Below are 22,530 nucleotides of genomic sequence, written 5' to 3'. Positions count from 1 at the left end.
GCCGCCCGGAGGCTATCGGCCGCCCCTCCGAGAACGTCCAGGGTCGGCGTCAGCCCCGGTAGCGCTCGCCGACCGGCACCTCGACCGGCAGCCGGTTGCCCGCCTGGGCGAGCGGGCAGGCCCAGGCCGGGTCGTAGGCGCAGGAGGGGTTGTAGGCGAAGTTGAAGTCGAGCACCAGCGTCCCCGGGGCGGAGCCCGGGCCGAGGTCGGCGCCCTTCACGGTGTCCAGGAGGTAGCGGCCGCCGCCGTAGGTGCCGCCGGGTGTCCCCGCGAGGGCGTCCTTGACCGGCAGGAACAGGCCTCCGCCGTAGGACGCGAGGCGCCAGACGTCGAGGCTGCCGGCGTCCGGCACCTCGACCGTGCCGATCAGCTCGAAGGGGACGGTGCCGTCGGTGCCGGTCTCCACGTCCATCCGCCGCGCCTCCTCGGCGGGGGCCACCTCGAGCTCGAAGCGCCAGGCCGCGTCGTAGGGCGCGATCGGCAGCGAGCGGAAGTGCGCACGGTCGGCCGGGAGGAGGGGGGTGGAGGGGTGCTGCGCGAAGAGCGCGTTGCGCCCGCGGATCCAGGACGCGTGCGCGGCGAGCAGGTCCACGTTCGAGAGCCGGCGCACCTCCGCGTAGAGGGCCTGGACGTGGCGGCGCCAGTCCGACACCTCGACCGCGTTCGTGAGGCGGCGGCGGGGCGAGACGCCGTCGTCGTCCTGCTCCTCCTCGTCGGCGGAGGGCCACTGGAGGCGCAGGAGCTCCGAGCGCGACAGCTCGGTCTCCTCCTCGGCGACACCGTCGGGGCTCATGCGGCGGACTCCCCGCGCGGGCGGGTGTCGGCACCGACATCGTGGCGCCAGGACGGGGCGAGGGAGCGGATGCGGATGCCGCGCCACTGCCAGAACGCCCACATCGACGGCCAGAGCGCGGCCGAGGCGAGGCCCGCCGAGAACTCGAGGCGGTCGCGGAAGAGCGTGCGCCCGTCGGGGAGCGGAGCGACGGCCATGCGGTGGTCCCACGCGGTGATCAGGCGGAGGGAGCCCGTGAGGGGCCCGCCGCTGTCTCGCAGGATCCGCACGTCGGGCATCGAGGGGACGCGGCGGTAGGAGAGGTCGATCTCCTGCGCGCCCATCGGCACGATCCCGAGGGCGTCCATCGCGACCTCGTGGGAGCCGAGCCCCCAGGTCGGGCGGAAGCCGCCCTCGTCCAGCGACGCGGCGGTCAGGAGCGGGGACATCACCTCCCGGAACACGGCCGGACTCTGCAGGGCGCGCCAGGCGGAGTCGGCGTCGGTGTCGAGCACGTGCTTGAGCATCACCTTCACGAGGGACATCCTCCTCCGCCCGCCCCTGCGCGGGAACCGGGTGCGCGCGGAGCCCCGGACGTGTATGCGCCTCCGGTGCTCGCTACCGTGTCAGGGTGACCGCTCCCGCCGCCTCCGTCGACCAGTCGACCTACCAGATCCGCTTCGAGTGGGGCGCCCGCGCCCTCCGCGTGCTCGCCCCCGCCCACGTCACGGTGCTCGTCGACGCTCTGCCCGGAGGCGAGGGCCCCGACCTCGGGGGTGTGGAGGGCCGCGTCGTCCGCGCGGGCCTGGCCGACCGCTCGGCCGTCGCCCGCTGGATCCTGGAGCGCCAGCACGAGAACGGCGGGCGCACCAGCGTCAACGTGATCGCCCTCGGCGACGTCGACGACAGCGGAGCGGCGCGGTTCGCGATGGAGGACCAGCTGGCGGCCGGCGCGGTCGTCGACGCGCTCATCGGGCTGGGCATCGACCACGTCTCGCCCGAGGCCGCGGTGGCCTGCGCGTCCTACGAGGGCCTGCGCCGGGCGTGCGCGCATCTGCTCACCGCGTCCGAGTCCGGCCGCCTGCTCGCCGCCGAGGGGCGGGCGGACGAGGTCCGCGCCGCCGCCCGGGTCGACGCCGTCGACGAGGTGTCGGTCCTCCGCTGACCCGCCGCTCCGGCGGGCGTGGCCTCCGAGCGGTGCAGGGCGTCCGCGGAGCGCACAAGCCCCTGCGGATCCGAGCCGCCGCCTCGACCACTCGCCCGCCCCCGGCGTAGCGTTCGGCGGAGGCGGTCCCTCCGCCCCCGCCCCGACCGAAAGCTGGCCCGCATGAAAGCCGTCCTCAACGACGTCGTCCTCGCCGACGCCCCCGACTCCGACCTGATCTCGATCGAGGGCAACTGGTACTTCCCGCCGTCGAGCATCGCCGAGGGCGTGCTCGTCGAGAGCCCCACGCCCTACACCTGCCCGTGGAAGGGCGAGTGCCAGTACTTCTCGGTGCAGACCGGCGACGGCCTGCAGAAGGACAAGGCCTGGTCGTACCCGCACCCCTACCCGACGGCGTTCGACCGCGTCGGCAAGGACTTCTCGGGCTACGTCGCCTTCGACCGCTCGGTCCGCGTCTCCGACTGATCCGTTCCGCCGCGGCGCCGCTCCCGGTGCCGCGGCGGTCCGTCAGCCGCGCGGGGCGGCGGCGCGCGCCCGGTAGGCCCGGACCTTCGCCCGGTTCCCGCAGCGCTGCATCGAGCACCAGCGGCGCGAGCCGGCGCGGGACGTGTCGAGATAGAGCATCCGGCACTCCGGATCCGCGCAGCGCCGCAGCCGTCCGGCCACGGCCGGGCCCAGCAGTGCCACGGCCTCGCGGGCGATGGACGCGAGCGCCTGCCTGCCCGCCGCGTGCAGCCGTCCTGCCTGCCGCGATCCGCCGCTCAGCACCGGCGGGATGTCGGGCATCGCCGCGACCAGGTTGACCACGTCGACGTCGCGCGGGTCGAGTGCGGTGACGGCCTCGGCCGCGACGGCCAGCCGGGCGATCGCGCCCCGGAGCATCAGCGCGTCGTCCAGGCGCGCGTCCCGGCTCTCGGGGCCGACCGCCTCGAAGCGCTCGGCGAGCCAGGCGGCCAGGGCGGCGTCGGAGTCGAGGTGCTCGGCCGCTCCCGGAGGCAGTGCTCCGGTCGTGGCGAAGTCGAGTGCGAGGCTTCCGGAGTCGAACCACCAGCGCCGGCCGTCGGCCTCGGGGAGCCACTGCCCGGTGACCGGCGTGCGCCCGCCGTGCGGGGCCTCGTCCGGGGTCACGGCGCCGGGACCGGTCGGCGCCGCCACTGGATCGCGTTCGCGGGCTCGAACCGGCGCGCGCAGCGGCCGCAGGCCAGGGGCCGGGTGGGCCGGCGATGGCGGTAGAAGAGGTGTCCGCCCGGGCAGGTGCCGACCCACGGCGCGAGCTCGTCCGCGGTCGGGTTGCTGTGGGTGCGCGATCCCGTGTAGCCGAGCCGTGCCGCGATCCGCCGCCACGGCGGTCCGTGCCCGGCGTCGGGCCCGGCGAGCGCGTGCGCGACCTCGTGCAGGAGGGTCTGCCGGACCTCCTCGTCGCTCCAGCGGGCGGCGAGGTGGCGCGAGACCGTGATCCGGCGGCGCGTCCAGTGGCAGGCGCCGCCGCGGGTGCGCGCGTGGTCGAGCGCGAAGGACCAGGAGGGGTCGAGGTGCTCCTCGATCAGCGCGTCGGCCCAGCGGGCCACGTCCTCGAGGTCGGCCACCGGTGGCGCTTCCTAGGACTCGTCGCCGTCGGCGCGGCGGCGGCCGCGGGCGGTGCCGTCGGTGCGGGCTTCGCGGTCGGTCCCGTCCTGGAACTCGGAGGCGGCGGCGTAGCCCAGGCGGGCGACCTCGAGCTCCTCCTCGGGGACCCCGACGCGCTCGCCGAGGGCGGTCGCGGCGTCGAAGTCGCGCATCGCCCGGCCGTACTCGCCCAGCTCGAAGAAGGTGAGGCCGCGGTGCTTGAGCGCGAAGGAGTGCTCGAGGTGCCACTCGTGCGTGCGGGCCTCCTCGACGCAGAGCGCGAGCTCCGAGAGGGCCTCGTCGGTGCGGCCCCGCAGCTGCATGAGGCGGGCGCGGCGGACGCGGGCGGTGAGCAGCTCGGCGCGGTCGCCGGAGAAGCGGGTGCGGCGGACGGCCTCGTTCGCGAGGTCCCACGCCTCGTCGACGCGCCCGAGCAGGCGCAGCAGCTCCGCCTTCTCGGTGAGCGCGGCGAGGCTGCGCAGCGCGCCGATCTCCTCCAGGCGCTCCTGGGCGGCGTCGACGTCGATCTCCTCGTGGAGGGTCGCGGGGTCGTGGCGGATGATGATGCTCAGGGCGATGCTTCCTCGTGGAGTGCGGATCCGGATCGTCGCGCGCGGCGGACGAGAGGACGGTCGGGGTCGCTGACCCCGGCGTCGAGTGTACCGGCGGGTCCCCGGACGGCGCCCCGACGCGCGGCCCGGGTCAGCCCCGTCGCACCTGGAAGATGCTCCGCGCCGGCAGCGGCGACGGGGTGGCGGTCTCGTCCGTGACGACGAGGGCGCCGGCGATGAAGTTCTCGAGCTCCCGCCCCTGCACCAGCTTGGAGGGCGCGGGGTCGGAGGCGAGGCGCCGCGGCAGGCCGTCGAGCGGCAGCGGATCGGCCGAGGCGAGCATCACCACGTTCCCGAAGCGCTTGGCCTTGAGCATCTGGGTGTCGGTCATGATCGCGGTGTGCGCGAAGACGGAGGCGAGCGTCGCGGCCTGGGCGCGGGCGAAGGCGAGCGCGCCGCCGTCGGCCACGTTCACCGCGACCAGGCCGCCGGGGGCGAGCAGCGGCGCGATCGCCCCGTAGAACTCGGCGCTGGTCACGTGCGCGGGAGTGCGCGCGCCCGAGAAGATGTCGACGACGACCACGTCGACCGTGCCGCGCAGCCCGGGCGGCAGCTTGCCGAGCACCTCGCGGGCGTCGCCCTGGCGGATGCGGATCTGCGCCCCGCGGGGGAGCGGGAGCGCCTCGCGCACCAGCTCGACCAGAGCGCCCTCGATCTCGACGACCTGCTGGCGCGAGCCCGGCCGGGTCGCGGCGACGTAGCGGGGGAGGGTCAGCGCTCCGGCGCCCAGGTGGAGCGCCGTGACGCTCTCGCCCTCGGGGGCGACGAGGTCGATCGCGTGGCCGATCCGGCGGACGTACTCGAACGAGAGGTGCGTCGGATCCGCGAGGTCGACGTGCGACTGCGGAGTGCCGTCGACGACCAGGGTCGCCGCCTCGGGCGAGTGGCGGTCGGGCTCGATCCGCGCGGTGTACCCGCTGGCGAGCACGGCGCGGGGGTGCTCGGAGTCGTCTCCGCGTCGGCGGCCGGTGCGTTCCTGCATCCGATCAGTCTGCCGCGGCGGCGGGACGGCGGGTCTCCGCGCCCGGCCCCGTCGGATCGATCCGGGAGGCCGTGGCCTCGTATACCGGACCCCGCGGGGCGGCGCAAGCATCCGCACTTGCGCGGCGTGGCGCGATGCGGCTATATTCGTACTTTGCGCTCCCGAGTACCCATGCCCTCATATCGCGGTCGGCAGGTCACCGGAACCCGGCATCAGATGGTGGATGCCGTTGCCACACTCTAGCCCCGCCCCCAAGACCGAGTCGCCTCGGTCCGCACGGCGTGCGGGCAGGGGTGGCGGCCCGTCCGGCGGGAGCCCACTCCACACATCCCACAGATTGAGACCCGCGAGGGTCTACGGAGGTTCCTTCCTTGGCTGCTGCGTCCACCGCGACCACCACCTCACCCAAGAACGGACGCGGAGCTTCGCGTCTCTCGTTCGCCAAGATCAGCGACACCCTGACCGTTCCGGATCTGCTCGCGCTGCAGACCGAGAGCTTCGACTGGCTCGTCGGCTCGGAGGCGTGGAAGACCCGCGTCGCCGAGGCGAAGGCCGCCGGCCGGGAGGACCTCCCCGCCAACTCCGGCCTCGACGAGATCTTCGAGGAGATCTCCCCGATCGAGGACCTCAGCGAGACGATGCAGCTGAGCTTCACGAACCCGTACCTCGAGCCCGAGAAGTACACGATCGAGGAGTGCAAGGAGCGCGGCAAGACCTACGCCGCTCCGCTGTACGTCGAGGCCGAGTTCATGAACCACCTCACGGGTGAGATCAAGACCCAGACGGTCTTCATGGGCGACTTCCCGCTGATGACCGAGAAGGGCACGTTCATCATCAACGGCACCGAGCGTGTCGTCGTGTCCCAGCTCGTGCGCAGCCCCGGCGTCTACTTCGAGCGCCAGCAGGAGAAGACGTCCGACAAGGACATCTACTCCGCCCGCGTCATCCCGAGCCGCGGCGCCTGGCTCGAGTTCGAGATCGACAAGCGCGACCAGGTCGGCGTGCGCATCGACCGCAAGCGCAAGCAGTCGGTCACCGTGTTCCTCAAGGCCCTCGGCCTGACGAGCGAGGAGATCCTCGAGCAGTTCGCCGGCTACGAGTCGATCGAGCTGACCCTCGAGAAGGACAACATCCTCACCAAGGAGGACGCCCTCCGCGACATCTACCGCAAGCTCCGTCCGGGCGAGCAGGTCGCCGCCGAGGCCGCCCGCGCGCTGCTGGACAACTTCTACTTCAACTCCAAGCGCTACGACCTCGCGAAGGTCGGCCGCTACAAGATCAACCGCAAGCTCGGCATCGACAAGGCGCTGTCCGACTCGGTGCTCACGGTCGAGGACATCATCGCGACCATCAAGTACCTGGTCGCCCTGCACGACGGCCGCACCGCCCTCCCCGGCGTGCGCGACGGCGAGCCGGTCGAGCTGCGTCTCGACGTCGACGACATCGACCACTTCGGCAACCGCCGCATCCGCGCGGTCGGCGAGCTGATCCAGAACCAGGTCCGCACCGGACTGTCCCGCATGGAGCGCGTCGTCCGCGAGCGCATGACCACGCAGGACATCGAGGCGATCACCCCGCAGACCCTGATCAACGTGCGCCCCGTCGTCGCCGCGATCAAGGAGTTCTTCGGGACCAGCCAGCTGTCGCAGTTCATGGACCAGAACAACCCGCTCGCGGGTCTGACCCACAAGCGCCGCCTGTCGGCGCTCGGCCCCGGCGGTCTCTCCCGTGAGCGCGCCGGCGTCGAGGTCCGCGACGTCCACCCCTCGCACTACGGCCGCATGTGCCCGATCGAGACCCCGGAAGGCCCGAACATCGGCCTGATCGGATCGCTCGCGTCCTTCGCGCGCATCAACTCGTTCGGCTTCATCGAGACCCCGTACCGCAAGGTCGTCGACGGCACCGTCACCTCGCAGATCGACTACCTCACCGCGTCCGAGGAGGACGAGTACCTGGTCGCCCAGGCGAACGCCCCCCTCACGAAGGACTTCCGCTTCGCGGAGGGCAAGGTCCTCGTCCGCCCCAAGGGCGGAGAGGTCGAGCTCGTCGACGCCGAGCGCGTCCACTACATGGACGTCTCGCCGCGCCAGATGGTCTCGGTCGCGACCTCGCTGATCCCGTTCCTCGAGCACGACGACGCGAACCGCGCGCTCATGGGAGCGAACATGCAGCGTCAGGCCGTCCCGCTGCTGCGCAGCGAGTCGCCCGTCGTCGGAACCGGCATGGAGGGCTTCGCGGCCATCGACGCCGGCGACGTCATCACCGCCGACAAGGCCGGTGTCGTCCAGGAGGTCTCCGCCGACTCCGTCACCGTCCAGCTGGACGAGGGCGGCACGCAGACCTACTTCCTCCGCAAGTTCGACCGCTCCAACCAGGGCACCTCGTACAACAACCGCGTGGTCGTCTCGGCCGGCGAGCGCATCGAGGTCGGCGAGGTCGTCGCCGACGGCCCCGCCACCGAGAACGGCGAGCTCGCGCTGGGCAAGAACCTGCTCGTCGCGTTCATGCCGTGGGAGGGCCACAACTTCGAGGACGCGATCATCCTCAGCCAGAACCTGGTGAAGGACGACGTCCTCTCCTCGATCCACATCGAGGAGTACGAGGTCGACGCCCGCGACACCAAGCTCGGCAAGGAGGAGATCACCCGCGACCTCCCCAACGTCAGCCCGGAGCTCCTGGCCGACCTGGACGAGCGCGGCATCATCCGCATCGGCGCCGAGGTCCGCCCCGGCGACATCCTCGTCGGCAAGGTCACGCCCAAGGGCGAGACCGAGCTCTCGGCCGAGGAGCGCCTGCTCCGCGCGATCTTCAACGAGAAGAGCCGCGAGGTCCGCGACACGTCGCTGAAGGTGCCCCACGGCGAGCAGGGCACGATCATCGGCGTCAAGGTGTTCGACGCGCAGGACGGCGACGACGAGCTCGGCTCGGGCGTCAACCAGCGCGTGGTCGTCTACATCGCCCAGAAGCGCAAGATCACCGAGGGCGACAAGCTCGCCGGCCGCCACGGCAACAAGGGCGTCATCTCGAAGATCCTGCCGGTCGAGGACATGCCGTTCCTCGCCGACGGCACCCCGGTCGACATCGTCCTCAACCCGCTCGGCGTCCCCGGCCGCATGAACTTCGGCCAGGTCCTCGAGATCCACCTCGGGTGGATCGCGAAGCAGGGCTGGAAGGTCGAGGGTCAGCCGGAGTGGGCCGCGCGCCTGCCCGAGCACGCCCGCGAGGCGGCGCCCGGCACCAAGGTCGCGACCCCCGTCTTCGACGGTGCGGCGGAGGAGGAGCTCGCAGGGCTCCTCGACTCCACCACCCCGACGCGCGACGGAGAGCGCCTGATCGGCTCGTCCGGCAAGACGCAGCTGTTCGACGGCCGCTCCGGGGAGCCCTTCCCGGACCCGGTCTCGGTCGGCTACATGTACATCCTGAAGCTGCACCACCTCGTCGACGACAAGATCCACGCGCGCTCGACGGGCCCGTACTCGATGATCACCCAGCAGCCGCTCGGTGGTAAGGCGCAGTTCGGCGGACAGCGCTTCGGCGAGATGGAGGTGTGGGCCCTCGAGGCCTACGGCGCCGCCTACGCCCTCCAGGAGCTCCTCACCATCAAGTCGGACGACATCCTCGGCCGCGTGAAGGTGTACGAGGCCATCGTCAAGGGCGAGAACATCCAGGAGCCCGGCATCCCGGAGTCCTTCAAGGTCCTCATCAAGGAGATGCAGTCCCTGTGCCTGAACGTCGAGGTCCTCTCGGCCGACGGCACCGCGGTCAGCCTGCGCGACACCGATGACGAGGTCTACCGCGCCGCGGAAGAGCTCGGCATCAACATCTCCTCCCGGTTCGAGTCGTCCTCCGTCGACGACATCTGATCCGCGCCAGCATCTGACGACCTCCCGTCTCTGACGAGACACCCTGTTTTCCGACAAGGAGAAAACATTGCTCGACGTAACCACTTTCGATGAGCTGCGCATCGGCCTCGCAACGGCCGATGACATCCGTCGCTGGTCGCACGGTGAAGTGAAGAAGCCCGAGACCATCAACTACCGCACCCTGAAGCCCGAGAAGGACGGCCTGTTCGGCGAGCAGATCTTCGGTCCCTCTCGCGACTGGGAGTGCTCCTGCGGCAAGTACAAGCGAGTCCGCTTCAAGGGCATCGTCTGCGAGCGCTGCGGCGTCGAGGTCACCAAGTCCTCGGTCCGCCGCGAGCGGATGGGCCACATCGAGCTCGCCGCCCCCGTCACCCACATCTGGTACTTCAAGGGCGTCCCCTCGCGCCTCGGATACCTGCTGGACATGGCGCCGAAGGACCTCGAGAAGGTCATCTACTTCGCGGCGTACATGATCATCGACGTGGACGACGACGGCCGTCACGCCGACATGCCCGGCCTCGAGAACGAGCTCCGGCTCGAGATCAAGACCCTCTCGGACCAGCGCGACTCCCGCATCGCGGACCGTCTGGCGCGCCTGGAGACCGACCTCGCCGCCCTGGAGGCGGAGGGCGCCAAGAGCGACCAGAAGCGCCGCACCAAGGACGGCGCCGAGAAGGAGATGGGCCAGATCCGCAAGTCCTTCGACGAGGACATCGCGCGGCTCGAGAGCGTGTGGGAGCAGTTCCGCACCCTCAAGGTCGGCGACCTCAAGCCCGAGGACGCGGTCTTCAACGAGCTCGTCGACCGGTACGGCGTCTACTTCGAGGCCTACATGGGCGCCGAGGCGATCAAGAAGCGCCTCGAGCAGTTCGACCTCCAGGCCGAGGCCGAGACGCTGCACCTGCAGATCGCCGAGGGCAAGGGTCAGAAGAAGATCCGCGCCATCAAGCGCCTGCGCGTCGTCAACTCGTTCCTCGCCACCGGCAACTCGCCGGCCGCGATGGTCCTCGACGTCGTCCCGGTCATCCCGCCGGAGCTGCGCCCGATGGTGCAGCTCGACGGAGGCCGGTTCGCCACCAGCGACCTGAACGACCTCTACCGTCGCGTGATCAACCGCAACAACCGACTCCGCCGCCTGCTCGACCTCGGTGCCCCCGAGATCATCGTGAACAACGAGAAGCGCATGCTCCAGGAGGCGGTCGACGCCCTCTTCGACAACGGCCGCCGCGGCCGCCCCGTCACCGGAACCGGCAACCGCGCCCTCAAGTCCCTGAGCGACATGCTCAAGGGAAAGCAGGGTCGCTTCCGCCAGAACCTGCTGGGCAAGCGCGTCGACTACTCGGGACGCTCGGTCATCATCGTCGGCCCGCAGCTCAAGCTGCACCAGTGCGGTCTGCCCAAGCAGATGGCGCTGGAGCTGTTCAAGCCGTTCGTGATCAAGCGCCTGATCGACCTGTCGCACGCGCAGAACATCAAGGCCGCCAAGCGCATGGTGGAGCGCTCGCGCCCGCAGGTGTGGGACGTGCTCGAGGAGATCATCCGCGAGCGCCCCGTCCTGCTGAACCGCGCGCCCACGCTGCACCGTCTCGGCATCCAGGCCTTCGAGCCCCAGCTGGTCGAGGGCAAGGCGATCCAGCTGCACCCGCTCGTCTGCGCCGCGTTCAACGCGGACTTCGACGGCGACCAGATGGCCGTCCACCTGCCGCTGTCCGTCGAGGCCCAGGCCGAGGCGCGCATCCTGATGCTCGCGTCGAACAACATCCTCAAGCCCTCGGACGGCCGTCCGGTCACCCTGCCCACGCAGGACATGATCATCGGCCTCCACCACCTGACGACGATCCGCGAGGGCGCCGCCGGCGAGGGCCGCGCGTTCTCCTCCGTCTCGGAGGCGATCCTCGCGAAGGACCAGGGCTCGCTGCACCTGAACTCGAAGGTCAGGATCCGCATGTCGGACGTGTACTTCGCGCAGGGTCAGGCACCCGAGGGCGTCGAGATCGACGAGAACGGCAAGGTCACCGCGCCGGTCCTCCTCGAGACCACGCTCGGCCGCGCCCTCTTCAACGAGGCGCTGCCGGTCGACTACCCCTACTTCGAGCAGGTCGCCGACAAGACGACCATCTCCGGGATCGTCAACGACCTCGCGGAGCGCTACCCGAAGGTGGAGGTCGCCGCCTCCCTCGACCGGATCAAGGACGCCGGCTTCTACTGGGCCACCCGCTCGGGTGTCACCGTGGCGCTGTCCGACATCCTCACGCCTCCGTCGAAGCCCGAGATCATCGCGGGCTACGAGAAGAAGGCCGCGAAGGTCGAGTCCGAGTACGACAAGGGTCTGACCACGCAGGCCGAGCGCCGCCAGGAGCTCGTGAAGATCTGGACCGAGGCGACCGACGAGGTCGCCAAGGCCATGCGCGCGAACTTCCCGACGGACAACACCATCAACCGCATGGTCACCTCCGGTGCCCGAGGCAACTGGCTGCAGGTGCGCAACATCGCCGGCATGCGAGGCCTGGTGAACAACCCGAAGGGCGAGATCATCGCCCGACCGATCATCTCCTCGTACCGCGAGGGCCTGTCGGTCGCCGAGTACTTCATCGCCACGCACGGTGCCCGCAAGGGTCTGGCCGACACCGCGCTCCGCACCGCGGACTCGGGCTACCTGACGCGTCGACTCGTCGACGTGTCGCAGGACGTCATCATCCGCGAGGAGGACTGCGGCACCTCGAAGGGCCTCGACCTGCCGATCATGCTCCAGGACGCCACCGGCGCCTGGATCAAGGACTCCAACGTCGAGAACTCCGTCTACGCCCGTTCGCTCGCCACCCCGGCGTCGAACGAGGCCGGCGAGCTCGTCGCCGAGGCCGGCGAGGACGTGGGCGACGTGCTCATCGAGAAGCTGGTCGGAGCGGGCGTGCGCCACATCAAGGTGCGCTCCGTCCTGACCTGCGAGTCCGCCGTCGGCGTCTGCGCGGCCTGCTACGGCCGCTCGCTCGCCACCGGCAAGCTCGTCGACATCGGAGAGGCCGTCGGCATCATCGCGGCCCAGTCGATCGGCGAGCCCGGCACGCAGCTCACGATGCGCACCTTCCACACCGGTGGATCGGCCTCGGCCGACGACATCACGCAGGGTCTTCCCCGCGTGCAGGAGCTCTTCGAGGCCCGCACTCCCAAGGGCGCGTCGCCGATCGCGGAGGCCGCCGGCCGGATCACCATCGAGGACACCGACCGTGCCCGCCGCGTCATCCTCCAGCCGGACAACGGCGACGAGGCGGTCATCTACCCGGTGCTCAAGCGCTCGCAGCTCCTCATCGAGGACGGCCAGCACGTCGAGCTCGGGCAGCAGCTGCACGTCGGAACGGTCGACCCCAAGGAGGTCCTGCGCGTGCTGGGCGTCCGCGAGGTCCAGAAGCACCTGGTGGGCGGCGTCCAGGGCGTCTACCGCTCGCAGGGTGTGCCGATCCACGACAAGCACATCGAGGTCATCGTGCGTCAGATGCTCCGCAAGGTCACCGTGGTCGACCACGGCGACACGGAGCTGCTGCCGGGCGAGCTCGTCGACCGCTCGCGCTACAGCGAGGTCAACCGTGCGGCTCTGACCGAGGGCAAGCGGACCGCGTCCGCCCGCCAGGAGGTCATGGGCATCACCAAGGCCTCGCTCGCGACCGAGTCGTGGCTGTCGGCCGCGTCCTTCCAGGAGACCACCCGCGTCCTGACGCAGGCGGCCATGGAGGGCAAGCGCGACCCGCTGATGGGCCTGAAGGAGAACGTGATCATCGGAAAGCTGATCCCGGCGGGAACCGGTCTGCCCAAGTACCGGAACGTGTCGGTCGAGGCGACCGAGGAGGCGAAGGCCGAGCGGTACCCCAACCGCATCTTCGCCGACGACGCCGCGTTCAGCGACGCCGACCTCTCGTTCGTCGACTTCGACTCGTTCTCGAGCGACGGCTACGAGCCGGGCAACTACAGCTGATCCAGGTGAGCTGAACGATCGAAGGCCCCGTCGGGACACCGGCGGGGCCTTCGTCGTCCCCGGCCCGCGGTCACCCGCACGGGGGGCCGCCCGTTCGCGACGAGCGTCCTCCCCCGCAGGAGCGGGGTGATTGACTCGATGCGTGCTCGTCGGGTCGAGCCTGTACCCGTTCCCCGTCCTGGTCGCGGCACGTGAGGAAACGCGCGGATGAGACTCGTGATCGTCGTGCTGGCCGCACTGCTCGTGGTGGTCGGCGTCGTCGTGGTGCCCGCGGGGCGGGCGGAGGCGGGCGAGGCGGTCGCACCCTCGTCCTGCGGCGTCGCGGAGCTGGCTCCCGTGCTCACGGGCGACGACGTCCGGCCGCGCTCCGCCGCCGCCCTGGTCCCCATCGTGATGCTGCACGGCTGGCTGGGCACGGCGACGCACGACGCCGATCGCACAGGGGCCTTCTCCCATCTCGTCGACATGGTGTCGTCGGAGTCGGTGACCGCTCCGCTCGACGCTCCCGAGCCGTCCCTCCTCGGCCGGCTGCAGCAGATCGACGGCGCCGCGGTCTACACCTTCGACTACCGCCGGCTCGCCGCGCGCTGGGTCACCGACCCGGGGATCAGCGACGCGCTCGCCTCCTCGATCGCGTGCCTCGTCTCCGCGACCGGGCACCGCGCCGTCGTCGTCGCGCACTCGATGGGAGGGCTCGCCGCCCGCCAGGCGCTGAGCGGCTCGGTCGACGGGACCGCCGTCGCCTCGATGGTCTCGTCCGTCCTCACCTTCGGCACCCCGAACACGGGATCCGACGTCGCGGAGCGCCTCGGACGGATGGTCGACGACTCCGGTCAGGTCAGCCCCGCGGTGATCGCAGGACTGGACCCGCAGAGCCGGCTGAGCGTCTCGGCGATGCTCGCCTCCTGCGGGGTCGCCGTCTCGGAGGACGCCGAGCACGCGGGGGAGTGCACGGGAGTGCCGATGATCGACGCCCTCGCCTCGGCGGCGGGCAAGGGACTGCGGACGGGGTCGACCGAGCTCGGCTCCCTGCCGCCCTGGCCCGCCGGTGTGCACGTGACGGCGCTGGTGGGTGACATCCAGGTGACCGCCGCGGTGGCGCTCGGCCTGGCCAGCGCCCCGGTCGACCTCGGCGACATCATGGTCGCGACCGGATCGGCGACGGCCGGAGTCGACGACTACGTGGTCTCGACCTGCCGCTACACCTACCTCGCCGCAGCGGACGTGCCGTCCCTCGTCGCCGAGCTCTCGCCGTTCGCGCGGCTCGGCGACGCTCTGCGCTTCGCGAAGCTCGTGGTCGACGTCGACGCGAGCCCGTGCCACCACGCGCGGCTGACCCGGAACGTCGACCTCGTCGAGCACGCCACCGGCGTCGTGTCGGACGTCGTCGCGGGCGAGCTGTCCGCTCCGCACGCCTCTCGAGCGCAGACCGCGGCGAGGCCGCTCCCGGCGGCGGAGGAGTCCCGGAGGCGGTTCTCGTGACCGGTCGGCGGACGCCGCCGAGGAGACATCATGTCGCGTCAGTTGACGGACGTCTGTCGGGAAGCATACGGTCGAACCGGCCCATGGGGAGGCCGCCTGGGGGACAGGCAGCGCGGCCCGCGCGGCACCCGAGCCGCATGCGCGGGCCGCGCCCGTCCCCGATCTCCTCTCACGTTCCGCCCTCCCTCCGGGTACGCTCGGCTGGACAGCAGATGTCGGAGACTCCCTCCGTGCATCCCGGCGCCGGAGGCCTGATGAGCGACGACCCCCTCGATACGGAGGAGTCGGCGCGTCCTCCCCGCCTGACCCGCGAGCAGGTCCGCACGCGCCTGCTGGACGCCGCTCTCGCAGTCGTCCGCGCCGAGGGACTGCGCGTCGGAGTCGCCCACCTGCCCCTCGAGGACGTCATCCGCTCGGCGGGTGTTCCGCGCAGCACCGTGTACCGGATCTGGCCCACCCGCCAGTCGTTCTACGACGAGCTGATCGCCGCGATCCCGGAGAGGGTCCTCGCCACCCGCCTCGACCAGCCGTCCCTGCGGGCCGGGAACTCCCACCTCCACCGCAGCCTCGACCCCGAGCCGACCCCGGCGCAGCGCCGCGAGGCCCTGACCGCCTCCGTCCGGGTCGCCGTCGACGCGAACGTCGACAATGTCTTCTCGTCGCAGCACTGGCGCAACTTCATCGCTCTCGCCGGCGCGGTGGGCTCGCACGAGGAGCCGGCGCGGACCGCCATCGGATCCGCTCTGCGGTCCCGCCAGCTGCACTTCATCGACAACATGGCGAAGTACTACGAGCACACCCTCGCCGAGGCGGGGCTCCGGCTGCGCCCGGACCGCGGCGCCTCCGCTCTCGCCTCCGCCGTCTCGGCCCTGATCGAGGGGCTGTGCATCGCGCGGATCGCGGCACCGGAGCTGGTGACCGGCCCGCTCGACCCGGCCGATCCCGACGGACCGTCGCTCGCGGTGGTGTCGGTGCTGCTGCTGATCGACGGGTTCACCGAACCGGACGAGTGATCCGGGTCGCGGGGTCCGCTCAGTCCTCCACGACCGGCTCCAGCATCCCGTCGACGATCGAGCGGATCGTCCAGGCCGCCAGGGTCCACTCGACCGGCTCGCCGTCGAGGCCGGGGGCGGTCACCGGAGCGTCGAGGTCGTCGTCGAGGAGACGGCCGCGGTGCGCGAGCCCGTCGATCACGATCGCGGTGAGGTGGGCGAGCTGGAGCGTCGTGAATCCCGGGCGCATCGTCCCGCCGAAGACCTGCAGGGTCTCCTCGTAGAAGTCGCGCATCCGGCGAGTGAGCATGCCCTCGATCCGCTTCGCCGTGGCGCGCACGGCGTCGCGTGCAGGCCCCTCCTCCATCGAGAAGGTGCAGGCGAGCAGCGCGTTGTACGAGGACCAGTCGGCGGAGCGGCGGAGCGACTCGGCATTGGCCCGCGCGCCGATGCGGATGGTCTCCCAGGCGACCCGGCGGCGGCCGGCGGCCGTGGAGAGCAGATCGGTGGAGCGCTCGTAGACCTCGCGCATCTCCTGCTGGGCCTCGGGATCGGCGCCCTCCGCGTACCGGTCCCGCACGAAGACCTCGCCGACGAGGTCGGCCACGAACTCCTCGCGCGTGCTCCAGATCCGGTAGACGGAGCTGCGCGGCACGCCGGCCAGGCGGATGTACTCCTCCATGGGCAGGTGCGCGAAGCTCACCGTGAGGCCGTGGTCGGAGACGACGTCGCGCGCCGTGGCGATCATGCGGCTGCGGACCTGCTCCGCGGGGATCCTCCGGGCCCGCCGGGAGCCCTCTGCGCTGTCGTCCATGGAGAGGGACACTAGCCGGAGACGGTGCCGCGGGTGGTCCTCCACGCGCTCCGTGAGCCGATCCGGAGCGCTCTGGGGGCGTCCTCCCACTGAGACGAAATGTCCCATCACGTGCACGACGACGTCGCGGACCGCTACGGTGCAGCCGGGGCGGACCCGAACCTGCCCCTGCTAGGGGACCCCCGTGACCGGATTCGATCGGTTCACGCTGGCCGTTGTCGACGGACCAGCGATCGAGCGCGCCGCGCTGCAGGCGCTGCTCGCGCAGCTGCTGCCGCAGTTCTCGCACGACGAGGAGGGCGTCGACCGCATCGCGGTCCTCGACCTGGACGGCGTGCCCGGCGAGGAGGTGGCCGACACCCTCGAGCGTGCGGCGGCCCGGACCGTCGGCCTCGTCGTGCTCTCCTCCTCCGACTCCCTGGAGCCGGTGCGGGCCGTGCTGCGACGGGAGAGGGCGGCCTACGTCTGGAAGGGCGACGACCCCAGCGAGCTCGCGGCGGCGGTCGTCTCGGTCGCCTCCGGCCGCACCTGGATCTCGGACACCGCCCGCCACCGGCTCGTGCACGGGCGCGAGGAGCGCCGCCCGGTGCTGAGCCCGCAGGAGAGCCGTGTGATGCGCGCCTACGGAGCGGGTGCCGCTGTCCGCACCGTCGCGGTCGACCTCAGCGTCGCCGAGCACACCGTCCGCACCTACATCAAGCGGATCCGCGCCAAGTACCTCGAGACCGGCGTCACTCTCGACTCACGGGTCGACTTCTACCGCCACCTCGGCGACCACGACGTCGCCATCCGCCGCGGCGGAGACCGGGTGCGGGCCGGCGCGCAGCAGGCGGCCGGCGACGTGGTCGGCGAGCGCCGAGCCTGAGGCGAGCAGGATCGCGTTCCCGCCGGTGCGCCCCTCGACGAAGGCCGTCGATCCGACCGCTGCGGTGACCGGGAGCAGCTCCCGGACGACCCCGCGCAGGCGGTCCAGCCTCCGGTGGTCGGCGTCGTCGGCGACGTTGACCGCGAGGAGCCCGTCGGCGCCCACGCGGGCGGCGAGCGGAGCGAGGACGGACGCGCGGTAGAACGCCTCCGGGATCTCGTCCCCGTCATAGACGTCGAGCACGACGAGGTCGGCGCTCCAGGGCGGCAGGGGCCCTGCGGCGTCGGCCGTGAGGAGCCGGACGCGCGCGCCGCGGGGGAGCGGCGCGTGCTCGAGCACGAACTCCACGAGTCCCGCCGCGCTCTCCACCGCGAGCTGCTCGGAGCCCGGCCGGGTCGCGGCGACGTACCGGGCCAGGGCCAGGGCTCCGGCTCCGAGGTGCAGCACGCGCAGCGGCTCGCCGGGAGGGGCGGCGGCGTCGACCACCGCGCCGAGGCGCGCGAGGTACTCGAGGTGCAGAGCCCGGGGATCACCCGGATCGATCAGCGACTGCTCCGCGCCGTCGACCGTGAGCAGCAGTGCCTCCGGCCGCACGGGATCCGGCCCCAGCACGGCTGTGCGGCCTCCCGGCAGCAGGAGGGACGGAGGCATCCCGTCACGCTAGCGCTCCTCGCGCGATCCGCCCCGCCGCCGCTACGGTGACAGGCATGGCCGCCCTGATCCTGCTCGACGTCGACGGCGTCCTGAACCCCTCCGTCCGCAGCGATCGCGCCTCGGGCTCGCACCGCCTGGAGCTCGAGCCGGAGCGGGCGGCGCTCGTCGCCCGTCTGGCCGCGGTCGGCACGATCGTGTGGGCCACGACCTGGCCGCCGCGCTTGACGCGGGTCCTCGCCCAGGACCTCGGGCTGCCGGCGGGCACGGAGGCGATCGTCTTCGACGGCGGCCTCCCGCGCGACCCGCGGTTCCCGGGCCGGACGGGCAAGCTCCAGCCCGTCGCGGTGTGGCTGGAGGCGGCCGCCGAGCGCGGCGCGATCGACGCCGTGGTGTGGATCGACGACAACCTCCACGAGGACGCGTACGACTGGGCCCGCGAGCAGAGCACCCCCTTCCACCTGGTGCGTCCGGAGTCGGCGACGGGCCTCACGAGCGACGAGGTCGCCGGTGCCGAGCACTTCCTGGCCGGACTCCCGGCGTCACACGGCGACATCCGGGAATAGGGCCGCCCCCTCCACTGGTTATCGTCACTCCGGGCGGTTCCGCCGAGCAGCGGTCCGCCCCGGGACGATCCGTCCCCTCGTCGATCCCCGCGCCGCATCCGGCGCAGCGGGACCGCCACGACTCCGTGATGCACCGAAGGACAACACCGTGACCCTCTCCGCCCGCACCTCCCTGCGCGTCCTGCTCGGCACGACCGCCGCCGCCGCCGCCCTGGTCCTCGCCGGCTGCGCGCCCGCCTCGACCGACGACGTGGTCTCCGGCTCGAGCGGCGAGGGCACCGCCTCCGCGAGCTCCGGCCTGACCCTGGCCGAGGTCGAGGACTCGGGGAAGCTCACCATCGGCACCGAGGGCACCTACCCGCCCTTCTCCTTCCACGCCGACGGCGGGACGGGAGCCCTCACCGGCTACGACGTCGACGTGATCACCGCCGTGGCCGAGAAGCTGGGCGTCGAGCCCGACTTCCAGGAGACGCAGTGGGACGCGATGTTCGCGGGCCTGGACGGAGCGCGCTTCGACGTGATCGCGAACCAGGTCTCGATCAACGACGAGCGCGAGGCGAAGTACGACTTCTCGGAGCCGTACTCGGTCAGCCCCGGCGTCGTGATCGTCCCCTCGAGCGACACCTCGATCACCGACCTCGCCGGCCTCTCCGGCAAGACCACCGCGCAGTCGCTCTCGAGCAACTGGTACACCGTCGCGCAGGAGAACGGCGCCGAGGTCGAGGGCGTCGAGGGCTGGGCGCAGGCCATCGCCCTCGTCGAGCAGGGCCGCGTCGACGCGACCGTGAACGACCGCCTCACCTGGCTCGACTGGTCCACGACCTACCCCGACCAGGCCGCGGGCCTCAAGGTCGCCGTCACCACCGACGACACCTCCGAGAGCGCCTTCACCTTCCCGAAGGGCTCGGACGACCTCGTCGAGGCCGTCGACTCCGCCCTCGACGAGCTGCGCGAGGACGGCACCCTCGCCTCCATCTCCGAGCGCTACTTCGGAGCCGACGTCTCCCAGTAGCCCCTCCCCGAGGCGGCTCCTCCCCTTCCGGGAGGGGCCGTCTCGTGCGTGAGCGGCCCCGACGCGGGGGAGCGGCGGAGCGGCTCAGGCAGCGGGTCCGCCCGCAAGGGCGCCCGCCCCGGCGCGAAGCGTGCCAGCATTCCCCAGGAGGCGGAGACGATCCGCCCCCGACGCCACCACCCGATCGAGCCGACCGCGGATCCTCCCGCGAAGGCGGGAGAACACAATGGACCTCGTCCTCCGGTCGTTCTGGCCGATCCTCTCCGGGGGCATCGTCGGGACGATCCCGCTCGCGCTGGCGAGCTTCGCCATCGGGCTCGTGCTCGCGCTGGCGGTCGCCCTGATGCGGCTCTCCCGGGTGCGGATCCTCTCCTGGATCGCGCGTGCCTACATCTCCGTCATCCGGGGCACGCCGCTCCTGGTGCAGCTGTTCGTGATCTTCTACGGGCTGCCGAGCCTCGGACTGAAGATCGACCCCTGGCCCAGCGCCACCATCGCGTTCGCCCTCAACGTGGGCGGCTACGCGGCGGAGGTGATCCGCGCGGCGATCCTCAGCGTCCCGAAGGGGCAGTGGGAGGCGGCGCACACGATCGGCATGAGCCGCTCGCTCTCGCTGCGGCGCATCATCCTCCCGCAGGCCGCGCGCGTCTCCGTCCCGCCGCTGTCGAACACCTTCATCTCGCTGGTGAAGGACACCTCGCTGGCCTCCCTCATCCTGGTGACCGAGCTCTTCCGGCAGGCGCAGAAGATCGCCACCGCGTCGAGCGAGTTCATGCTCCTCTATCTCGAGGCCGCTCTGATCTACTGGCTCATCTGCCTGGTGCTCTCCAGCGGCCAGGGCCTGCTCGAGAAGCGATTGGACCGCTATGTCGCCCGCTGACACTCCGACCGACGCCCGGCCCGTGCTCACGGCCCGCGGCCTCCGCAAGTCGTTCGGCGGGGTGGAGGTGCTGCGCGGCATCGACCTGGAGGTCCACCGCGGCGAGGTCGTCGCCCTGATCGGGCCGTCCGGCTCGGGCAAGACCACCGTCCTGCGCTCGCTGAACAGCCTCGAGGTGCCGGACGGCGGGGTGGTCGAGCTCGCCGACGGCAGTGTCCTCGACTTCGACCGCGGCGTCGGACGGAAGGCGCTGACCGGGCTGCGCGACCACTCCGCGATGGTCTTCCAGCACTTCAACCTCTTCCCGCACCTGACCGTCCTCCAGAACGTGACGGAGGGGCCGCTGCGAGTGCAGCGCCGTCCCGCATCCGAGGTGGTCCCGGAGGCGGAGCGCCTGCTCGAGCGCGTCGGCCTCGGCGGCCGGGGGAGCGCTTACCCCTTCGAGCTCTCCGGCGGTCAGCAGCAGCGCGTGGGCATCGTCCGGGCGCTCGCGCTGCGGCCCGATCTGCTCCTCTTCGACGAGCCCACCTCGGCGCTGGACCCGGAGCTGGTCGGCGACGTGCTCTCGCTGATGCGGGAGCTGGCGGGGGAGGGCTGGACCATGCTCGTCGTGACGCACGAGCTCGAGTTCGCCCGGCAGGTGGCCTCGGAGGTCGTCTTCATGGCCGACGGCGTGGTCGTCGAGCGGGGCGCCCCTGCGCAGATCCTCCGGGAGCCGCGGGAGCCTCGCACCCGGCAGTTCCTGCACCGCCTCCTCCACCCGCTCGAGTAGACGGTCGGCGCTGTCCCCCGTCGACGGGGAGCCGCGCGGCGCACCGGGCGCGGCGGAAGGCGTGCCTATGCTGTCCGGGTGACCTGGAGCAGCGACGCCGAGACCACGCGGATCCCCTCCGCGACCGAGACGTCCGGCGGAACCGGACCCCAGCCGACCCGGGAGTACGTCTGGCCCGAACCCGTGACGGGCCGGCAGCCGACCGTCGAGCCCGTCGCCCCGGCCGTCGCGGCGTCCGCCCCCAGCGCCCTCGGGCCGGTCGAGGCCGAGCCCGAGCCGGTCCGGCGCTCCGGCAACCGCCTCGCGGGCCTCGCGCTCGCCCTCCTGACGACCGCGGTCTTCGCCGTCCTGTACCTCGTCGCCCTGACGGCGATCCGCCTGCTGGTCGACCGCGTCGGCGGCGACCCGGTCGCCCTCGCGCTGGACGCGGCACCGACCGCGCTCTTCCTCGCCCCGGTGGCCGCGTTCCTCGTCGGCCTGGCGCTGATCGTGCTGGTCGTGAACCGCGCGGGCTGGTGGGCCTACGTCCTCGGCGGCTTCCTCGTCGCCCTCCTCACGGCCGCGGCCGCGCTGGTCGGCGGCTGGAGCGCCGTCGGACCGCTCGCCCTGCCGATCGACCGCTCCCTCGCGCTCGACTACGTCCGCGATCCCGCCGTACTCGCGGCGGTCCTCGCCGCCGGCGTCCTCGGCCGGGAGGCGAGCGTCTGGGGCGGCGCCGCGATCGCCGGCCGCGCCCGGGGCGTCAAGCGCCGCAACGCCGAGCGCGAAGCGGCCGCGCAGTCGTGACTCCGGAGGGGCAGGGGCAGGGCCGCGGAGCCGGCCTGGGCTACGGCCTCGCGCTGGCCGGCTTCGCCGCGTTCCTCTACCTCGCCCTGGTCGTCTGCGCGTTCGGGGTCTTCAGCCTCCTGCTGGACCAGGACGTCGTGCCCGAGCGCGACGCCGGCCCGCTGCTGGGGCCGGTGTCGGTGGCGGTCTGCGTCGTCGCCGTGCTGGTCGCGATGGTGACCCTCGCCGCCCGTCCCGCCGTCCACCGCGTCCTCGGCCCGTCGCTGCTGACCGGGGTCGTCGTCTACCTGCTCTTCCTCGTCACGGGCGGAGCGCTCTACGGGCTCGGCCGCCAGGAGCCGGGGGAGATCCTCGGCTGGATCCTCGACCACGCCCCCACTGTCTTCGCGATCGCGACCGGCGTGCTCGCGGCCGCCGTCCAGCTCGTGTTCCTCCTGCTCCTGGCCCGTCGCGACGCCGGCGGCCGCAGCCCCCACTGGGGCTGGGAGGGCGACGAGCGGGAGTGACGATGGAGTCCCGGCGCGGCTCAGCGCGGCGCTGCGGCATCTCCCAGGGCGAACGCCGCTCGGTTGACCGGCCCCGTCACTCCCCGTAATATTCTTCGGGTGTGCGCTTTGCCGTGCGCTTGTGTCGTGCCTCCGGGTCGATGCGGTCGCCGCACTTCGCTCTACCGGGTCCGCGAGGATCCGCGGGTTCGTCCGATCGGGCGGCCCCCACGGCATACCCCTCACCCTCCCGGTCCCGC

General features: G+C 72.1%; 20 protein-coding genes. 13 read left to right on the top strand and 7 right to left on the bottom strand.

The window, feature by feature from the left end:
- Positions 1 to 49 precede the first annotated feature (49 nt).
- The gene (locus tag C5C49_RS13750; protein ID WP_104233931.1) at positions 50 to 793 is read right to left on the bottom strand and encodes a DUF1684 domain-containing protein; all 744 of its coding nucleotides are present in this window, start codon (positions 791 to 793) and stop codon (positions 50 to 52) included.
- Positions 790 to 1,317, bottom strand: coding sequence for a hypothetical protein (locus C5C49_RS13745; RefSeq protein ID WP_104238079.1), 528 nt, complete (start codon positions 1,315 to 1,317; stop codon positions 790 to 792). The genes C5C49_RS13750 and C5C49_RS13745 overlap by 4 nt, the downstream gene beginning before the upstream one ends.
- Before the next feature lie 86 nt (positions 1,318 to 1,403).
- Between C5C49_RS13745 and C5C49_RS13740 the strand changes: the two genes are divergently transcribed.
- Positions 1,404 to 1,937, top strand: a complete 534-nt coding sequence (locus C5C49_RS13740; RefSeq protein WP_104346351.1) for a 2-phosphosulfolactate phosphatase — start codon at positions 1,404 to 1,406, stop codon at positions 1,935 to 1,937.
- A gap of 162 nt (positions 1,938 to 2,099) precedes the next feature.
- Positions 2,100 to 2,402 (top strand): DUF427 domain-containing protein, encoded by a 303-nt coding sequence (locus tag C5C49_RS13735; RefSeq protein WP_104224584.1) that lies wholly within the window; start codon positions 2,100 to 2,102, stop codon positions 2,400 to 2,402.
- A gap of 42 nt (positions 2,403 to 2,444) precedes the next feature.
- Here the strand turns inward: C5C49_RS13735 and C5C49_RS13730 are convergent, their stop codons facing one another.
- The 4 genes from C5C49_RS13730 to C5C49_RS13715 all read right to left on the bottom strand — a co-directional run bounded on the left by C5C49_RS13730 (position 2,445) and on the right by C5C49_RS13715 (position 5,135).
- The gene (locus tag C5C49_RS13730; RefSeq protein WP_258068474.1) at positions 2,445 to 3,092 is read right to left on the bottom strand and encodes a CGNR zinc finger domain-containing protein; all 648 of its coding nucleotides are present in this window, start codon (positions 3,090 to 3,092) and stop codon (positions 2,445 to 2,447) included.
- On the bottom strand, positions 3,062 to 3,523 hold the full coding sequence (locus C5C49_RS13725) for a SprT-like domain-containing protein (RefSeq protein WP_104233929.1): 462 nt from the start codon (positions 3,521 to 3,523) through the stop codon (positions 3,062 to 3,064). Before C5C49_RS13725 ends, C5C49_RS13730 begins: the two co-directional genes overlap by 31 nt.
- Before the next feature lie 12 nt (positions 3,524 to 3,535).
- Positions 3,536 to 3,865 carry a hypothetical protein gene (locus C5C49_RS17110; protein WP_181027192.1) on the bottom strand — a complete coding sequence of 110 codons (330 nt, stop codon included), beginning with the start codon at positions 3,863 to 3,865 and terminating at the stop codon, positions 3,536 to 3,538.
- 379 nt (positions 3,866 to 4,244) lie between these two features.
- Positions 4,245 to 5,135, bottom strand: a complete 891-nt coding sequence (locus C5C49_RS13715) for a spermidine synthase (protein ID WP_104226766.1) — start codon at positions 5,133 to 5,135, stop codon at positions 4,245 to 4,247.
- 371 nt (positions 5,136 to 5,506) lie between these two features.
- Here C5C49_RS13715 and rpoB point away from each other — a divergent pair, with 371 nt between their 5' ends.
- The 4 genes from rpoB to C5C49_RS13695 all read left to right on the top strand — a co-directional run bounded on the left by rpoB (position 5,507) and on the right by C5C49_RS13695 (position 15,460).
- The gene (gene rpoB / locus C5C49_RS13710) at positions 5,507 to 8,998 is read left to right on the top strand and encodes a DNA-directed RNA polymerase subunit beta (RefSeq protein WP_104224581.1); all 3,492 of its coding nucleotides are present in this window, start codon (positions 5,507 to 5,509) and stop codon (positions 8,996 to 8,998) included.
- 67 nt (positions 8,999 to 9,065) lie between these two features.
- Positions 9,066 to 12,965, top strand: a complete 3,900-nt coding sequence (locus C5C49_RS13705) for a DNA-directed RNA polymerase subunit beta' (RefSeq protein WP_104224580.1) — start codon at positions 9,066 to 9,068, stop codon at positions 12,963 to 12,965.
- Positions 12,966 to 13,172: 207 nt separating this feature from the next.
- Positions 13,173 to 14,447 carry a triacylglycerol lipase gene (locus C5C49_RS13700; protein WP_104346350.1) on the top strand — a complete coding sequence of 425 codons (1,275 nt, stop codon included), beginning with the start codon at positions 13,173 to 13,175 and terminating at the stop codon, positions 14,445 to 14,447.
- 254 nt (positions 14,448 to 14,701) lie between these two features.
- Positions 14,702 to 15,460 (top strand): TetR/AcrR family transcriptional regulator, encoded by a 759-nt coding sequence (locus C5C49_RS13695; protein ID WP_146084888.1) that lies wholly within the window; start codon positions 14,702 to 14,704, stop codon positions 15,458 to 15,460.
- A 19-nt stretch (positions 15,461 to 15,479) separates the two neighbouring features.
- Here C5C49_RS13695 and C5C49_RS13690 read toward each other — a convergent pair whose 3' ends face one another.
- Positions 15,480 to 16,253, bottom strand: a complete 774-nt coding sequence (locus tag C5C49_RS13690) for a TetR/AcrR family transcriptional regulator (RefSeq protein ID WP_146079318.1) — start codon at positions 16,251 to 16,253, stop codon at positions 15,480 to 15,482.
- A gap of 184 nt (positions 16,254 to 16,437) precedes the next feature.
- Here C5C49_RS13690 and C5C49_RS13685 point away from each other — a divergent pair, with 184 nt between their 5' ends.
- The 7 genes from C5C49_RS13685 (at position 16,438) to C5C49_RS13655 (ending at position 22,291) form a co-directional block, all read left to right on the top strand.
- On the top strand, positions 16,438 to 17,118 hold the full coding sequence (locus tag C5C49_RS13685; protein WP_104255699.1) for a LuxR C-terminal-related transcriptional regulator: 681 nt from the start codon (positions 16,438 to 16,440) through the stop codon (positions 17,116 to 17,118).
- Positions 17,119 to 17,825: 707 nt separating this feature from the next.
- Positions 17,826 to 18,335, top strand: a complete 510-nt coding sequence (locus C5C49_RS13680) for an HAD domain-containing protein (RefSeq protein WP_104224575.1) — start codon at positions 17,826 to 17,828, stop codon at positions 18,333 to 18,335.
- A 148-nt stretch (positions 18,336 to 18,483) separates the two neighbouring features.
- A complete protein-coding gene (locus C5C49_RS13675) occupies positions 18,484 to 19,347 on the top strand; it encodes an amino acid ABC transporter substrate-binding protein (RefSeq protein WP_374953121.1) in 864 nt (287 codons plus the stop codon).
- Between the two features lie 226 nt (positions 19,348 to 19,573).
- Positions 19,574 to 20,227, top strand: a complete 654-nt coding sequence (locus C5C49_RS13670; RefSeq protein WP_104224574.1) for an amino acid ABC transporter permease — start codon at positions 19,574 to 19,576, stop codon at positions 20,225 to 20,227.
- Entirely contained in the window at positions 20,214 to 20,999 is a 786-nt protein-coding gene (locus C5C49_RS13665) for an amino acid ABC transporter ATP-binding protein (protein ID WP_104224573.1), read from the top strand. Before C5C49_RS13670 ends, C5C49_RS13665 begins: the two co-directional genes overlap by 14 nt.
- Before the next feature lie 78 nt (positions 21,000 to 21,077).
- Positions 21,078 to 21,785 carry a hypothetical protein gene (locus tag C5C49_RS13660; RefSeq protein WP_104295964.1) on the top strand — a complete coding sequence of 236 codons (708 nt, stop codon included), beginning with the start codon at positions 21,078 to 21,080 and terminating at the stop codon, positions 21,783 to 21,785.
- Entirely contained in the window at positions 21,782 to 22,291 is a 510-nt protein-coding gene (locus C5C49_RS13655; protein WP_104346348.1) for a DUF6121 family protein, read from the top strand. The genes C5C49_RS13660 and C5C49_RS13655 overlap by 4 nt, the downstream gene beginning before the upstream one ends.
- The last annotated feature ends 239 nt before the right edge of the window (positions 22,292 to 22,530 follow it).

Source organism: Rathayibacter sp. AY1E2 (genome assembly GCF_002932325.1).
In the GTDB taxonomy this organism is placed as follows: domain Bacteria; phylum Actinomycetota; class Actinomycetes; order Actinomycetales; family Microbacteriaceae; genus Rathayibacter.
The sequence above is the reverse complement of the archived record's forward strand: the minus strand, read 5'-3'. Positions and strand labels throughout refer to the sequence as shown.